Annotated in this window: 18 protein-coding genes and 1 pseudogene; 9 read left to right on the top strand and 10 right to left on the bottom strand. The window is 44.6% G+C overall.

Annotation, left to right across the window (positions count from 1 at the left end):
- Positions 1–155 precede the first annotated feature (155 nt).
- The gene (locus SIB64_RS13340; RefSeq protein ID WP_413440679.1) at positions 156–593 is read right to left on the bottom strand and encodes a hypothetical protein; all 438 of its coding nucleotides are present in this window, start codon (positions 591–593) and stop codon (positions 156–158) included.
- Positions 594–987: 394 nt separating this feature from the next.
- On the opposite strand from SIB64_RS13340, the gene SIB64_RS13335 reads away from it, so the two are divergent.
- From SIB64_RS13335 to SIB64_RS13325, 3 genes are all read left to right on the top strand, one after another.
- The gene (locus SIB64_RS13335; RefSeq protein WP_413440678.1) at positions 988–1,122 is read left to right on the top strand and encodes a hypothetical protein; all 135 of its coding nucleotides are present in this window, start codon (positions 988–990) and stop codon (positions 1,120–1,122) included.
- 267 nt (positions 1,123–1,389) lie between these two features.
- Positions 1,390–1,548 (top strand): hypothetical protein, encoded by a 159-nt coding sequence (locus SIB64_RS13330; protein WP_413440677.1) that lies wholly within the window; start codon positions 1,390–1,392, stop codon positions 1,546–1,548.
- Between the two features lie 35 nt (positions 1,549–1,583).
- Positions 1,584–1,793 carry a DUF1651 domain-containing protein gene (locus tag SIB64_RS13325; RefSeq protein WP_413440676.1) on the top strand — a complete coding sequence of 70 codons (210 nt, stop codon included), beginning with the start codon at positions 1,584–1,586 and terminating at the stop codon, positions 1,791–1,793.
- Positions 1,794–2,522: 729 nt separating this feature from the next.
- On the opposite strand, the gene SIB64_RS13320 is transcribed toward SIB64_RS13325, so the two are convergent.
- Both SIB64_RS13320 and SIB64_RS13315 read right to left on the bottom strand, forming a co-directional pair.
- Complete coding sequence (locus SIB64_RS13320) at positions 2,523–2,948, bottom strand: AbrB family transcriptional regulator (protein WP_413440675.1); 426 nt, start codon at positions 2,946–2,948, stop codon at positions 2,523–2,525.
- A gap of 697 nt (positions 2,949–3,645) precedes the next feature.
- Positions 3,646–4,071 carry a cupin domain-containing protein gene (locus SIB64_RS13315; protein ID WP_413440674.1) on the bottom strand — a complete coding sequence of 142 codons (426 nt, stop codon included), beginning with the start codon at positions 4,069–4,071 and terminating at the stop codon, positions 3,646–3,648.
- A 2,056-nt stretch (positions 4,072–6,127) separates the two neighbouring features.
- Between SIB64_RS13315 and SIB64_RS13310 the strand changes: the two genes are divergently transcribed.
- Positions 6,128–6,325: a hypothetical protein gene (locus tag SIB64_RS13310; protein WP_413440673.1), complete on the top strand. Its 198-nt coding sequence runs from the start codon at positions 6,128–6,130 to the stop codon at positions 6,323–6,325.
- A gap of 16 nt (positions 6,326–6,341) precedes the next feature.
- Here SIB64_RS13310 and SIB64_RS13305 read toward each other — a convergent pair.
- The 7 genes and pseudogenes from SIB64_RS13305 to SIB64_RS13275 form a co-directional block, all read right to left on the bottom strand.
- Positions 6,342–6,488, bottom strand: a pseudogene (locus SIB64_RS13305) (hypothetical protein); the annotation flags it as partial.
- Positions 6,489–6,827: 339 nt separating this feature from the next.
- Positions 6,828–7,040, bottom strand: coding sequence for a hypothetical protein (locus tag SIB64_RS13300; protein ID WP_413440672.1), 213 nt, complete (start codon positions 7,038–7,040; stop codon positions 6,828–6,830).
- Positions 7,041–7,310: 270 nt separating this feature from the next.
- Positions 7,311–7,481 (bottom strand): hypothetical protein, encoded by a 171-nt coding sequence (locus tag SIB64_RS13295; RefSeq protein ID WP_413440671.1) that lies wholly within the window; start codon positions 7,479–7,481, stop codon positions 7,311–7,313.
- A gap of 596 nt (positions 7,482–8,077) precedes the next feature.
- Positions 8,078–8,272 (bottom strand): high light inducible protein, encoded by a 195-nt coding sequence (locus tag SIB64_RS13290; protein ID WP_413440670.1) that lies wholly within the window; start codon positions 8,270–8,272, stop codon positions 8,078–8,080.
- A 305-nt stretch (positions 8,273–8,577) separates the two neighbouring features.
- Positions 8,578–8,931, bottom strand: a complete 354-nt coding sequence (locus tag SIB64_RS13285; RefSeq protein ID WP_413440669.1) for a DUF2834 domain-containing protein — start codon at positions 8,929–8,931, stop codon at positions 8,578–8,580.
- A gap of 1,030 nt (positions 8,932–9,961) precedes the next feature.
- Positions 9,962–10,132 carry a hypothetical protein gene (locus SIB64_RS13280; protein ID WP_413440667.1) on the bottom strand — a complete coding sequence of 57 codons (171 nt, stop codon included), beginning with the start codon at positions 10,130–10,132 and terminating at the stop codon, positions 9,962–9,964.
- A 131-nt stretch (positions 10,133–10,263) separates the two neighbouring features.
- Entirely contained in the window at positions 10,264–10,452 is a 189-nt protein-coding gene (locus SIB64_RS13275; protein ID WP_413440666.1) for a hypothetical protein, read from the bottom strand.
- Positions 10,453–10,608: 156 nt separating this feature from the next.
- On the opposite strand from SIB64_RS13275, the gene SIB64_RS13270 reads away from it, so the two are divergent.
- The 5 genes from SIB64_RS13270 to SIB64_RS13250 all read left to right on the top strand — a co-directional run bounded on the left by SIB64_RS13270 (position 10,609) and on the right by SIB64_RS13250 (position 15,164).
- On the top strand, positions 10,609–10,959 hold the full coding sequence (locus SIB64_RS13270; RefSeq protein ID WP_413440665.1) for a hypothetical protein: 351 nt from the start codon (positions 10,609–10,611) through the stop codon (positions 10,957–10,959).
- A gap of 208 nt (positions 10,960–11,167) precedes the next feature.
- On the top strand, positions 11,168–12,310 hold the full coding sequence (locus SIB64_RS13265; protein WP_413440664.1) for a site-specific integrase: 1,143 nt from the start codon (positions 11,168–11,170) through the stop codon (positions 12,308–12,310).
- A 146-nt stretch (positions 12,311–12,456) separates the two neighbouring features.
- Positions 12,457–13,584 carry a DUF1254 domain-containing protein gene (locus SIB64_RS13260; protein WP_413440663.1) on the top strand — a complete coding sequence of 376 codons (1,128 nt, stop codon included), beginning with the start codon at positions 12,457–12,459 and terminating at the stop codon, positions 13,582–13,584.
- A gap of 3 nt (positions 13,585–13,587) precedes the next feature.
- Complete coding sequence (locus SIB64_RS13255; protein WP_413443025.1) at positions 13,588–13,671, top strand: DUF1651 domain-containing protein; 84 nt, start codon at positions 13,588–13,590, stop codon at positions 13,669–13,671.
- An 812-nt stretch (positions 13,672–14,483) separates the two neighbouring features.
- Positions 14,484–15,164, top strand: a complete 681-nt coding sequence (locus SIB64_RS13250) for a tetratricopeptide repeat protein (RefSeq protein WP_413440662.1) — start codon at positions 14,484–14,486, stop codon at positions 15,162–15,164.
- Positions 15,165–15,369: the final 205 nt, after the last annotated feature.

Genomic DNA, 15,369 nt, shown 5'->3' with positions numbered 1-15,369 from the left:
TGGGAACGGTCGCTCCCCTTGCTCAAAAAAAAGGCTCTCAGCTGAGCCAAGAGCCTTACGTCCGTGTGTGAGGGGTGTCTCAAGCCCCTAATGATGATTCTCGCTTATCGAGCGCCAGGAGCACTGACTGATTCGTCACTATTTGTGTATAGGTGTTACATGCCTTCCGCTGAGAATTTGAATTCTGGAATTTTTATTTCAAGGCGTGGTGAGCTGATCGTGATTCCTGTCGTGCTGCTTCGGACGATCAAGCCATAGACAAAATCATTCTCCAAGCCGAGCTTGACGTTGCAGCTTTTGCTGATCAAACCATTCTGGCGCCGCGTTATGCAGTGTCCACGTCGCTCAACACTGATTTTCTGAGTGTTGCCAACCTGTAATTCAAGATTGTCTCCTGCCATTGTCACGCTGCAGATGTTTAGCTTCTTATTGACAAAGCATTTTGTTGCCTTGGGTTGGCTATCGGCGTGACCAGTAGCGACGATGTCAAAGAGGGTGATTGTGGCTGCGAGCATTCTCACCAGCATGAAGACAGTTGGTCGTTGACATGTCATTGAGAAATGAATTGATCTGTGGCCACGCATCTCGCCCATCCATGGCTAGGGAGCTGGGGATTGCCTCGGTCAGCACGCTTGTATATCAATTTGAATTGGCAGAACCCTAGGCTGTCGCGGAGGGGTGGTACATGAACACGAACTTCTGGAAGGTCAAGGCGAAATTTTTCACTTTGTTTTGGTTGCGAATAGAAGATCGTTCCTGCTTTCACGGTGAAGATCGCAGCTGAGGCTCCGGGACCCAGAGTTGAGAATATGAACAAAGCAGTGGGGATCCAGCGCATGGCGATAAAAGCGTTTGTTGACCGTAGGATTATTCTGCGAAGGAGTCAAGATTTTTGATTCAAAAATCTCGAGTGAGATCTTCGTAACTTGAAATTAACGAATTCAATTAAAGAGTTATATGCTCCCTTGCTGTACTTGACCTCCATCGATGGTGCGATTGATTATCGATAAAGGATTTTTGTTTTGCTATGCGATTGCCTGCCTGGCGCGCCGGGGTCTCTGGAATGAAGGCTGTGCAATCAATCGAAATATTGATCGCTCTTTAATTCAAAGTGATAGATGATATTCGATTCATGCATTCCACTCCAGTTGAAAATGTCCTGATACTTTCCTTTGATGGCTTTCATGATTTGGGTTTTTCGTCCGTTTTTTTGCCTTTCCCCTCTTTGATTCCGCTAAACTTCGTAAGGGTGGCCTAACCAGCTTCGTTTCAGTTTGAGCATGATCTGGCCTGATGCCCCCCCCCATTAGCTCGCAGTGTGCGATTGTGTAGTTACGCCAAAGGGCTCCTAAAAGGGTTCACTGCGCGAGATCCATAAACTCTGAACCAATGACCCAGCGCCATCTTTCTCCCCTAAGGGAGAGTAGACCATGGCGGTTTCGATCCAGCCCGATTGATCTGACTGGTTACGACTCCGCCCAGCATCGACGCTTTCTCCGTTCTGAAGCCGAAACCGATTCCCAGGAGCTGGCTCCATCAACCCGTTAACTCCTTTTGGTCACTCGGCCGGGGAAGGCTGGCTCTTGAGTGATCAGCAGAAGCTGGTTTGCCAGTTTCGACATGAAGGGGCTTCCGCTCAAGAAGAGTGGGTCACTATTCGTACATTTCATTGGAGAAAACCGGACTATCCGATACCACAATCACGACGTCGCATGTTGCGTCACCATGCGTTAGCTGAATGGGAAACGATGCTCAAGACAGGATGGAGACGTTGTTCCCCACCTGTGCGCTAATGAATGATCAAACAATCTTTTGGAATATTTTTTCTAAGCCTGTTGATTGATTTTGATGTTGATGGATCTTTTAGTCTTTTTTTCCGCTAGGTCAATTGTGCTGCTTAAGTTCTTGGTTGGGTTGACTTGTCACAAAGTGCTTTGATGTATTTAAGTTGGGTTTTGTCTGTAGGTCTTCGTCAGTGTTGATAATATCTGCTTTTTTGTAGAGCTTTACTTTTTAATCGATTCTCATGAAATATTCAGCCAATGCTACGGCTGTATTAATGGTATGAATCCATATCTTGATAAATTTTTCTTGTCTCCTGAATAAGCTGAAGTCACCAGTAATGGTGGCTTTTTTATGCGTGCCGATATGAGTTTTCAGCAGATCAACAACGAAGTGACTGATTCAATTGACGTGTTTTCAGTCAATGCAGATGGACTGATTCCATGGAAATCATATTGTTCATCACACTTTCTATTTTCTCTGGTTGCTTTGTGAGTGCTTTGTTTGAATTCACGTCTTTAATTAAGATCATATTTATATGATCTTTGGTTTTGATTGGATCTGTTTGATTGATCTCCGCTCAAGATTTTTTCACAAACCTAGGACGGCCTGTAATGTTTTTGGCAGGTGGCTTAATGGCGCTGTGATTTTATTTGTTGAAATGTGGGTCTTGGCTCAACAAAAAAAAGGGCCTGAGAATTTCAGGACCCAATGTATCGATGTTACCTTTGATCGGAAGACTAGTCTTCAGTTGCAGATTCCTGACTCGCATCTCCACCATCCTCAACACCTTCTGCTCCTTCGCTATGAGCGGCTGCAGATCCAGTTGGTATGAGACGAATCGCTCTTTTTCCTAGCTTGATATCGAATTCATCACCAGGTTCAAGATTTAACATCGCAGTGTAAGCCTTTCCGATTAACAGGTTGCCGTTTCCCTGAACGGTTGCCTTAAAGGACAGCTTGCGTCCGGCTTTACCAATTCCTGCACCAGTCCCCCCAACAGACACACCCTTGGCTTCCAGAAGCGCCAGGTAGAAGTCTGTGAACTTGACTTGTTCAGAACCGTCTTTCTTGGTGACGACGTATCCACAACCCCGGGCCAGGTCAGTTTTGGCGCAATCTCCAAGCTCTTTGACTCGGTTCAGTAGGTCGGCTCCGGTGAGCATGGGATAAGTGAAGTGATGTGGGTCTATTTAAAACTGACACAAATAATGCCCTTCTGGCAAGCTTTTGACACTATATGTGGCGTATTCTCAATGAAAGCGCCGCTTTTTTGCGTGGAAACCGCTACATGTGGCGTACGGGACAGACCAGTCTCCCAGCTGAAAATTAAATTGATGTCATATTTCCTTCTTGACACATTTTAATGCAATTCCCTTATCCATATTGAAATCTTCTCCATGCCGAAGCCTACGTGTTGAACGTTTTTGGCTCCTCTATACACGTCTGTTATAAGTTTTTTGCCTTCTCGATATGAAATTGATGTTTCAGGGTTGGCTTGATTTGCAATCGATAAAGAAATGTTTGCCATCCCACTCTCAATAATTCTTGTGTGTTACGACAAGATCAATTTTTTAACGTTGTTTCTTTAATGCTTGCTTCAATATGTTTGAAAGATGCATTTATGTTTCCATTGGTTGGTTCTGATAAATTCGCATGCCAGTTTTTCTTCTCTTATTATTGTTTTTATCAAGTCTTGATGCAAGTGGTAAGAGTTTCGGAGCTTCGATTTTAGTTGGCTAGTGAATGTTGCGAGACATCTCCCCTGAACTAGTGGATATGACTTGGAATAAAAAAACCGACCAATAATTAAATTGATCAGCCAAATGATTTTCTTGTAATTAATAAATGATTTTAAGAAATTTATGATGCAAGATCAAGATTTGGGATGCCCTTTGCCGCTGCGAATGTCACCCACATGATTGCATCGCTGTCACCTGAGTTTCCCATAGTATGGGCTGGTGTCTTCGGGCCAAGTATGAAGGACTCATCTTGTTTGAATGTTTCGCTTGATCCATCTTTTTTAGCCAGAGTTAGCTGGCCTTTTTCGATGTAGCCCAGCAGTGGAGTCGCGTGAGTGTGCATGGGGAAAGTAGCCCCTTCTTCAAATGCAACCCGAACCAGTCGCATCTCCGCTTTGCCAGAGGGATACTTGAATGCATCACCATCAATTGTAGTTGATGATGTGAACATTTCAGTGACGTTCACAGGCTCTGCCATGGCAATATTTGGCGTTAGCACAAAAATTGCTAAGGCGATGACAGAAGCGAGGAATTGACGCATTGACATGATTCAATATTCCCTAATTATCGAGAGACGAAAAGCGCCATGCCGTATCTACTGTTACATTATTCCAGTGCTGTTCGGCGGTCGCTCCGTCCATTTCTATTGGGCTTCGTGTGTCGGATAAGGGATGAGGCTGTACAACATCATTGACGTGGAGTGGTGTGTTCGTCAGGACCGTCAGAGAGAGGACGTCGGGATGGGATCATCTTGGCGATGTTGTAAGGACTATTTTAAAAGAGATGCATTCGTTGTTGGTTTTTTATCTGACATTGCTGCATCATTTGTCGTTCGTTGTTGCACTTGTTGAGTCAAGCTCCCATTTGTCTCAATTCCGATGTTTTGGCATGACCTCGGTCTTGGATCGGATCAAGCAAGGGTTGGATTGCAGCCTTGTATTCTCCTCTCGTTCTTTCAAGCGCGTGGTTGAGGGAATGTCCATATGCTGGGGCACATTTTGAGACTCCTTGCGCTTTAGACCTCTCAAGATGATTTCTATGGTTCTGCTTTGCCAGTCACTTAAGGGCGGAAGTTCCGCGATTGACCAAAAGCTACGCCTATTGCGAACGTTTATCACTTTCAATAAGCCGTTGCGTAGTCATAATGTCTTTGTCGTCCTTGGACGGGATCGACGGGTCTAATGCACATCTGTTCCAGGTTTGTAGGTCTGGGGCAGATGGACCCTCCTACGTAGCTTTTGATCAGGTTTTGGCGTAATGGTTCGCAATTCTTCCCAAAAAGGTTTATAAAGAGTTCATCCCGTCCAAGGACTGCTTAATGCCCCGGTTTATGCCGGGGCATTTTGCTCTCCATCACAGCTGTGTTGTCGATCCATTTGGGCCCAAGCATCAGCCATGTGTTTGACTCTTACTTGAAAGTCATTTTGGCTTAGAAACATGAGGGTACCTTCTTTTTGAAATCTGAGAACAAATAATCTTTTAAAATTCATGGCTAATGTCCTGTCATTAATGGAGAGAGGACTTGGCTTTGATTTGCTGTTTCAATCCTCTTTGTATTGATTTGACTAATTGTCTGTGACCTCAGGACGTGTTCTATTCGAAACTATCTAGCCAGGTGTCGCCTGATGATTCGTCCCCTTAATAGCTTCGCTAACGTGTTTCATGCTCTTGCCACGAATTAAAAATGTCATTGGAACTTTTTTGCTTTGCTCTGTAATGTGTTGGTCTATGTGCTTCTGCAATTGGCATGAAATGATTTAAGATTTTCATGAATACATGGTCTTGGTCGGCCTGTCGTTTTGTTTTTTGAGAAAATGATCTAGTTGGATGGATTCATTCTTATAGGTTGATTTCCAATTCGCTTTTTCTGTATCACATCTACTTCTGACCCCCTCTTGATCTTTTTTGACCGCTTTGCAATCTCTACAAGTTGTTGTTGGTTCCTTTTTAAGACCCTTTCAATCTTTTTTTATCACTGGCCCCGACAAAGCACCGGCGATTCTTCGTTCTGGAATCACTTCTCTTTGCAGATTTATTCGGCCCAGTACCACACCAGTTGTCTCAAAACTCGATATCTCACAGTCAATGCTTGGTCCCTTGCAACGTCCTATGACGCTGATGTGAGGCTTTCTTCTGCTTGATGGCAGGCCAGCCACGACCTTTTGTTCGTTGCCTTACTTCCCTGCTGGCAACGGGTGCGTCGCAGTTGCAGCAGGATTTCGGACAAATGACCAAAAGCTACGCCTATTGCGAACGTTTATCACTTTCAATAAGCGATTGCGGAGTCATGATCGTGTTGTCGTCCTTGGACGGGATCGACGGGTCTAATGCACATCTGCTCCAGGTTTGTAGGTCTGGGGCAGATGGACCCTTCGATGTAGCTTTTGATCAGGCTTTGTCGTAATGGTTCGCAATTCTTCCGTAAAAGGTTTAGAAAGAGTTCATCCCGTCCAAGGACTGCTTAATGCCCCGGTTCATCCCGGGGCATTTTGCTGTTCGCTTCTGTTCGGTTCTTCTGCCATGTGCTCCACTCCACAGATGTCCAGTTCCCTTCTTTCTGCTGCATGCAAGCATGTTTGGGGTGTGCAGAGCCTTAAATCAGAATGATGAACATCAGTCACCATGCAGTAACGACGATGTACTTCCTTTTCCAGTACGGAAATCTTGAAATGAGCAACTTGAGCGCTTTTGCCATCTTGCTAACTGGTGTTGTGTCTGTTGTATTTTTTGTCATTGCTTCATTAAATACCGATACACAAGGTTTAATTGACTCTTCGGTTGAAAAATTTAAAGACGACTGAACTGTATTTTTACAGTTCAGAAGTTTTTGATCTTTAATTCTCTGCTGTATTTACAGCTGCTACAGCACTCTTCAAGTCCTGCGTGGCCATCCGCGCAAGGCTGAGAACAGTACAAATGTTCATCTTTGTCGATGGCTATTTGGATGGCAACGTTGCATTCGCATGACTTACATGCGCGGGATTAATCAAGTGTTTGTATGGATCAATTTTACAGTTCCGTTGTCATAGATCAGTTCTGACCGACCTGCTTTACTGCATTACCTTTATGGGGGATTTCTAGAACTGGCAGATATGTGAGTAGGGGATGAACTTTCATCTTAAAGAGTTTAGAACAAAAACAAGAGTGATACAAACTTGATTTTTACATGATACTTTTTCTGACATGCGCTCTTAGTGTTTAATTCTGTTATGGTTTAACCAATATACATTTTAAAGTATCCCTCTGTGGATTAAGGGGATGAAGAATTCTCATCTAGATCATGGCCCTGTTCAATTTGTCGACCTAAAAGTCAAGCCCTCGCTCGTTGACGAGCTTCATATGGTGTGTGGGAAATTCTTTTGCCAGACTTTCAAGCGTTTTGTTTGTTGTTCCAAGCTGCTTCTGTACCTCATCATAAACAGATACATAACATGATTCGCACCTGATTTCAAGGATCAGTTCTTCGAAGCTTGTTTCACCTTTGTCGTAGCTGGCAACGAGTTCCTTGAAGCTCATAGATTTTCCTTTCAGTAGTTCTAAAATCAATATTTAGTTATTCTACCCTGCTGGGTCTCTTGTTGAATCCTATATCTTCATAAGACAAACATGTTTCTAGAGACTGACGATGTTCAATTGCTTCTTTTTTGTGAATGGTCTTAAGTTCAGTTGTGGAGAACTGTTAGATGGTTTGGTGTGTTTCGATCCAATTGATTGATTAAATTTTGTTGGTTGATTGATATCATATTCAGCTATCGCTTCAGCTAAATATCAATGCGCAGTTCTTTTTTAGTTTTTATTGCGCTTAGGTAGTAGTGACATCAAAGCTCCTTTCATGTCATTATTTCGAGCTATAAATATAAAACTTCCTAAAAATAAAATCGTTGCAAAACCAAGAATAGAGGCTGTAATGGGATCCAATTCGAGATTGCCAAGTGTGATACCAAGGATGATGTTCATGATCGAGATGCTGACTTCCAGGCCAAACTATTATGGCGGTTTGATGGTCTAATTCCCAGCCTGTCAGATCATTCTATTCTTTTAAGTGTATTGCTTGTGAGTTTTTCATTATTTGACGGTTTTTGCGATAAAGAGCAATTGAATGGTAGTACTTTGCTGCTTAATGTTTTTGGTCATTTAAATCTTTGTTGTGCCTTGATTGTATTGGTTTGATGGATGCTCTTTGCCGTTATTTTTCAATAAGTCAATAAGTCAATAAGTCAATGATTAACTTTTGAGTGCCATGTGCTGCCCACTTCTTCGCGTGTGATTTTTAATATTGTGGATTTTTCTTTAAGGATCTTCTTGGGCGACATTTCGTTGATAATGCTTGGTTGTTTTCTGGGGCCATTTGATGTCCGTAGATCTATTGATTCTTTGTCATTTAGTTGAGCCATGCTCTTCGCTTGTAAGTCTTGGTTGGACAGTGAAAGTTTAAAGTTGTGATAAACTCAAATATTTGCTCTTATGATTAAGGGGCGATATGCAATTGCCCGGCACATGTTATTTATCTTATTTGCTGTTGTTAATTCACATGGGATAGTACTTGAGACTGATTAATTGAAGCCAAACAATCCATTGGCTAATTGATTGAGAATACTACGACCTGTAAGTGCTTCAGTTGCGATGCCGATCGCAATGCCCAACATTGCCGTTCGTCCGTTTAGGCGCTCAGCATGAACAAGATTTTCTGCTTCTACCAGTTTTATGGCCATCTCATATCGCCTTTCTCTTTCGTCTGTTCGTGCCATGGCATGGCTTTAGATTAACTCTAAACACTTTAATCAATGATGTGAGGGAACTGTGACCTTTAACGTTGAGAATCTAGGCTCTAACTTATTGAGTGAATTCGGTTCAATTTTTCTAAATTATAATAAAGCAATTGTGATCTATTGCGGAAAGCTTTGTATTGGCTGCTGCAATTTATGACGTAAAACATGAGTGCTTAATCGCTTATATGTATCGCAAAGCTGACCTTTTCCTTTCAATGCTTCCTTCCCGGGTCGTGTATCAATGCTTTGGATCAGATGGATCCACGATTTTTGCATCCGTTTGATTAGTTCTCATTCGTTATCAGCCGTTCCCTGTTGAACATGAATAGCCCAAAACTAAATGCGAAAGAAAGCATAAATGTGGCTGGAATGTATAGATACCAGCGTTTCATTCCCAATCGTATTCCCTCGGCTGCGTAGAAAAAAAAGCTTGCTATGAGTACGAGTGTGAGATCTGCTGCAATAAATCCTGCCGACGCATTTGCCCAAACTCCAGCTGAAAATAGATTGATGATTTCGATTGGATCAGTGAGTCCAAGTTGTTCCGTTTCTCCAATGAATTGATAGATGAAGTACCAAGGCCATCCAACACCTGCCGCTGAGAGAAGTGCGTAAAGAGCTAGGCGTATGTTTTTCATTAGACCAAATTGATTCCGTTGATTTTCCCATGTATTTCCAAAGGTTACGTGTTTTTTGATACTTTTTTTGTTTTATATTGCCGCTGTTCATGATTGCATCGATTTCTGCTTTGTTATTTTTGGCGGCCAAGAAATACAGTTGGTGCCAGGTTGAGTTTCGCGCTGAACCAGTCTCATCGTTGCCTTGATGTCTAGACGCAGTGGCGAACGGACGTTGATCATCAGTCTTAAAATTTTCATTTCTCGTTTATTTCGCATATGTTGCATTGATTAGTTGTGTCTTGGGGCAGCTAGCTGTAGCCGTGATCGCCAAAATTGCTGTGAATTTTATTCCATCGAGTTGTACTCAAATTTCATTGCTCAATTTGCCTGGATGGTGAATACTCGGTTTTTTTTAATTTTAACATCCGATTATTCATTCCTAAAAAGCAATGTGAAATCTTCTGCTTTTAGCGTACGGCTTTGGTTTAGTCTGGTCCCGGCTTTTTGGGATTTTAACCAAATGGTTCTGAGATGATTGGCGACCTATATGTTAGCGATTGATTCACTCTTCTCTTTTGTGAAAGTTTTCCTTTTTTGATTGTCTATGTGGATGCTGTGAGATTATGAATGGGGGTTTGGGTTTGTTGGTTGCTGACTACAGCTTTAAGAGGGAGCTCTCTTCGTATTGAAGAAGTGAATATTGGACCATGAGTAAGTGCTGAATCATCAGCTCTGACGAAACGTCTGCGCCCTTCGAATGCTTAATGATGTTGACAGTGTGAAATCCTATTTTGGATGCCCTTGCCTCAGTCGATGATTTGAAAGTGGCGAATATTTCCTGTAGTCAACTGGACAATAATTGGTTTGGTATTTATGTGCATTCAAGTCATGATTGTAGCGTCTCAAAGTATCGATTATGCAGTGCGCGCGCTTTCTGTTCATCCTTCGCGTTGGCTTCAGATTCCTGTGATCGAGATACACCCAAAAACCCCGTCATTGCTTAAGGGTTGACGGCATTAATTGGTGTTGAATGACTCGTTGATCGTACTCATACAACATTTGCGGTCTCCATTTCTCCCATTGCAGGAGTGAAACCAAACTCATTATCCAGAGTTGGTTCATTGCCACATTGTCCAGGACCAATTGGTAAGTTCAGCACAGGACAAAATAAATCAGACATCAATGGCAAGATTCCAACGATCTCACCGTCTTCTCGCATAAAGAGAAATCCAGAGCAGGATTCTGTTCCTAATTTATCCTGTGCTTCGGAAAAACCTATTTCTTACCTCTGCTCATAGAAGGGTCTCCATTAATTAGATCATCACCTCGGAACATCAGATTGTCACGCTCCTAGGCTTCTTTGCGGTAGGTCTCTGTCATCGGATCATTAACGACTTTTTTATATGCCTCCTCTTTTTCATTGCTGTTGATTGTCTTATAATGACCTTTCCTATCGCTTGGTAATTTAAGCCCCTGAGTAGTTTGATTTGACTGTTTAATTGCTTTAACTTCCTGTTGCGCTTTCTGTTCTGAAAGCACCTTTTGAGGTTGGGTTGGGTTAGAATCCAAGGTGCAAGTTTGATGCTTCCCACAGTGGATTTGTTTCGGTGAAAAAGGCCATGATTGAAAGTGGTGTGATTGTGTGTGGTGTGAGGTTGTTTTGTCCTCGACATCCACAAGATCTCAGCCCGTTTGGTGGCCTGTTCTATCCCTCTGTGGTGTGGAAGCAGCGGGTTGTTGGCGAGGATCTGGTGTGATGCAGCAGAGCGGCTGAGAACAGCGAATCCACGAGCCCCACGTCCCCAGAGTGGTGCGCTCGCGAGCACCTGTAACTGGCGCGTCTACCCGATGCTCAGCGGCGGAAAACTGAGCAGAGATGGCAGGGCTCGAATCCTTGACGGTTGGGTTGCGAGCCCGAGAGGGTTCAAACAAGCCAGCTTCGTCGAAGCGATAAAGCCAACAGGCAATAAAAAACCGCCCCTCGCGGAGCGGTATAAATGTCAGTTGGGAACTGACGTCTTAAGGCATCGGGGAGACAGGATTTGAACCTGTGGCATCATGCTCCCAATCAACATTGTTTTTAAGTCGTTGACTGGAAGAAATCAGTCCTAGCCTTTGATGTGCCTTTGTTCTGATGCCATGCTGTGTCGAGAGGTGACACCAGATACTTGACGTTTTTGGCACGGTTTTGGCTCACTTTGGGTGGCAACATGCCTCTGTCGATTTGCCTCGTCTTTCGGAGCAAGAGAGCTGGGTGAAGCCCTTTAGACGTCAGGTAAAAATCACCTGTGGCGATGGTTGGTATGTCCGCAACAACCGTGGACGGATGCGCCTCAACGTCCCAGGACACGGCACCCACTCGCTGAATTACGACTGGTCCGAACGGGGTGCAACTCAAGCCCTCCCGTTTATTCAGCAGCTATTCAAACGTTGGGACAGTGGTCGCATCACCCTCGCTTCTGCGGCGATATCCAGCGACACCAGCAGCAGTCATCAGAAGCTGGATTCATATTGGTTGATTGATAAGTATCGGCCGTTTGTACCCAACGCTGGTGACACCACCTGGAAGTCCTTTTATCTGCCAGTACTCCGCAACTGCGCCAGGGCTTTTGATGGCAAACCACCAGTGGATGGTGAAGCGTTGGCGATGGTCTGCCTTGCGCAATGGGAACAAGGTTCACGGATGCGTCAGACCTCCCGTCAGAAGCTTTACGGCTTTCTGAACTGGGCTGTGAGAAGGGGCTACCTCAAGAGCATTTATCTCCCTCCTGCAACGCTTCCAGAAACGTTGAAACCAAAGCGGATTGGATACCCCCTCAGCGATTCGCAAATCCTTCAGTTGCTCGACAACCTGCCCGAAGGTGAAACGCATTACCGCTGGCGGTTCGCCATTCAGCTCTGCGCCGTCTACGGGTTACGTCCTGAGGAATTGCGGCACCTCGTCATCAAAGACGGCGTAAGCGGACCGGAATTGTGGACCATCTACCAAAAATCAATGGGTGGCACCAAAGGAGCCAAAACCGAACCCCGCAGGCTTCACCCCCTTTTCCTGCGTGATGGTGACGGCACCGGCATTGACTGGAAGTTGCAGGCCCGCCTTCAGTTAGGCGAACAACTGCCGCCCTTAAACCGCGATGGTGACGGCGGGCAAGCCCTCAACCAATACCTCCGACGTCGCAAGGTTTGGATGGCACTAAGGGGCGAGGCAGAACGCTTAGGCGAACAACTCACGCCTTATTCCTTCCGCCATCGCTACGCCAAGCAAATGCACGCCGCCAACGTGCCCATCGCCAACATCAGCGAGGCCATGGGCCACACCATTGATGTTCACCTCAAGAGCTACGCACGGTTCAAACCCAACGCGACGGCTGCCCTTGTGGCAGCAGTCAACGCCTAGTTGACTCAGCCAGACTCCACCCCATGCCAAGCAAGGACCGCGCCACTAATCCCCCGCCAGAGAAACCGGGTAGTGATAGCTGCCAAAATGTTATTGGCAAAAGTGGGTTCTGCTCCTAGAACACTTGGGTTACTAGAACAAAGTAAATGAAATTAAAAATTGAAAAGGACCTCATTGTGCCTACTGTCTGTTTTGTCACTTTCATTGGAGCTTCTTTGGCAATGAGTGCCAATGCTCCTGTTTTTGCTGGCAGTACGCCCTCAAATTGTTCCGATATCAAACCTGCCTTTAAAAAAGAAACTTCAACGACAGCCATTATCAATGCTGACAACTATGCGTTTGCTGAAACGGAAATAATTCTTGGTGATTATGTTCAAAAAATTGCCAAGGCCACATGTTCAGACGGCATGGGAGTCTTCATGCATCTTCGCAAGGCAATGGATCCACAAGATAAAACTATTTTGAGAGCGAACTTCGATACACTGTATTCAATGGCTGTTGTTGACTTGAAAAGTCCAGCAACGATATCCTTGCCAGCCTCCGATCGGTTGCAAATCCTGGAAGTCATTAGCGCAGATTCCTGGATTCCATTGGAATCGAGCAAGCCTGGAAGCTACGAGATCACAGAAGAAATGGTTGGAAGCCGCTTCGCATATGTCATCATTCGTACCCAGGTAAATATGCAGGACCCCGCTGATATCAAGAGAGTTGGAGTGATTCAAGATGAAATTAAAATTCGCCAACAGGATCGCGGCGAATTCGTGCAAACAAAGAATTGGGACAGGGACCAAATGCTTAGAATGAGATCAAATTATCAAAAAGAGAAAGAGGCTAAAGGTATTAATCCCGAAGAATTGTTCGGCAAGAAAGGCGAGATCAGTCCTGAGATGAGAAATATGGGGGTTGCCTTTGGGTGGGGAGCACTTACTAAAAAAGGAGCTGTCTATCCCTCTATCTCCATCCCTGACTCTGGCGAAGACTTGACGCTTACACTGAAAGATGTCCCTATGGCTGATAATGCTTTTTGGTCAGTAACTGTTTACGATAAAGATGGATTTGCTCAAGGAGATAATTACAATATCAATAGCTCCTTCGCGAAGAAGGACGACAAAGGAAGCTATGTGCTCAATTTCGGAAAAGATTCAACAAAAGAAAATTTTCTAGAAATTTACCCTGGTGCAAATGCCACTCTGCGGATCTACTCTCCGCAAGAGCCTTACTTTGATGGGAGCTGGAAAGTTCCCGAAATACAATCTGCTATTGACGTTAATTAAAAATTGACGCTTCGGCATAACGCCATGGAGGCCTGGCACAAGATGCTCAAAACAGGCTGGCGTCGTTGCTCACCACCAGTCAGGTAATGCTGAACTGGCTTGCCCCGTTTCTGACTGAAGAAGAGAAGGACAGGCCGATTGTTTAGCACCTGGGCGTGAGCCTCTAACCAGATGGGGGATGGATGGATGCTCAGACTTGTTGGGAAACATCTACCAATCTCAGCTTTTTCTCACCAACTACTCCCCTGAATAGGGGATGTGATTCCCCGCTGGGACGGCGATGGTGTGTTTACGAGGCGAGAGTCCCACAGCTTGTATCAACCAAATGATTAATAGTGTCTCTAAGGCTGTTGCTTTCGGTTTTCTCGTATTAGCCGCATCTGCGTGCTCGACCCAATCCGTCTCAAGTGCTGACCTAACGAATTACTGCAAACAGCTAGTTGATGATGTTATGGGTAGAGACCCAAACATCATGCTTACCGGTCAAGTTACAGCAGACATTGTTTCGATAAGCTATGTTCGAGCAGATGACGCGAAAGAATTCAAATATCAATGCAAGGAAGAGGGGGGAACTATTGTATGGAGGGGAGTCGACATTTTTCAACCAGGCGAAGGTCCGGGAAGATGGAGAAATGAGGATGCAAGGCCAATTTCAATTTTTACATGAACTATCAAAGCTATTAAAAAATGTTTGGAAGCCTGATGCCTACAGGCTGAAAGCAATATAAGACCCAAAAGGGAAAAGCAGGGGGCGTTGGATGTGTCGCTATCGATCTCCCGACAAAACAATTCACACGGTTACCAGCCCCGCCAAGTGCGGGGTTTTTGTGTTTGTAGATCAGATACAAACTGGAATCATCAATAAAGGCTAGAGATGGACTAGCCATGCAGCCCTTAGGATGACTCGTCTTACAACTGCCTTTGCTGCTGCCGTGGCCCTGTTATTGCCAATAGGACGCCCGTTGCTGGTTGGGCTTACTTCTGCTGTTGGAATAGGAGCAGGGTTGCTGACGACACAGGCAGCCTATTCAATGACTGCTGAGGATTGGTTCGATTCAGGTGTCGCAAAATTTGAACGTGGAGATTTACAAGGAGCTATTGCTGATTGGACCAAGGCAATCGAGATTGATCCTCGGTATGCAGATTCCTATTACAGTCGTGGGTTTGCAAAAAGTTTATCAGGAGATTTTAAAAGCGCTATTCCTGATTACACCAAGGCAATTGAAATCAATCCTAACGATGCGGATCTCTACTTCTTCTATCGCGGTGATGCCAAGAAAAATTTAAAGGATTACAAAGGAGCTATTCAGGACTATACAAAGGCAATTGAAATTGATCCTAACGACGCGGGTTTATATAACTCTCGCGGGTCTGCAAAGAGTCGATTAGAGGATTACAAAGGGGCAATTGATGACTATACAAAGGCAATTGAAATTGATCCTCTGGATAAATATTTTTATAGCAATCGTGCCTTAAGTACAGAATTCATGGGTGATCCACAAGGCGCTTGCTCTGATTGGAGAAAAGCAGCCGATCTCGGACATACCTATGCCATTGAATGGGTAAGAAATGAGTGCTGACATCTGATCCTGTCTGATGTCAACTCTTTTGAGGTATTTCCCCGTCAGCAATGGCGGGGTTTCTGTGTTTGCAGACCAGACGCAGACAGTGCTCATTGATGAAGGCTAGTGATGGAGAAGCCACGCACTGCTAGGGACGCCTCGTTAATCACAACTTCAATATGCCGTCCAGAAGGTGAGGTTTCTTAGTTAATCTCATTCACTA

Origin of the sequence: Synechococcus sp. MIT S1220, assembly GCF_047303025.1 — a bacterium.
GTDB lineage: Bacteria > Cyanobacteriota > Cyanobacteriia > PCC-6307 > Cyanobiaceae > Parasynechococcus.
Note: the sequence above shows the minus strand (reverse complement) of the source record. Positions and strands in the feature narration are given on the sequence as shown.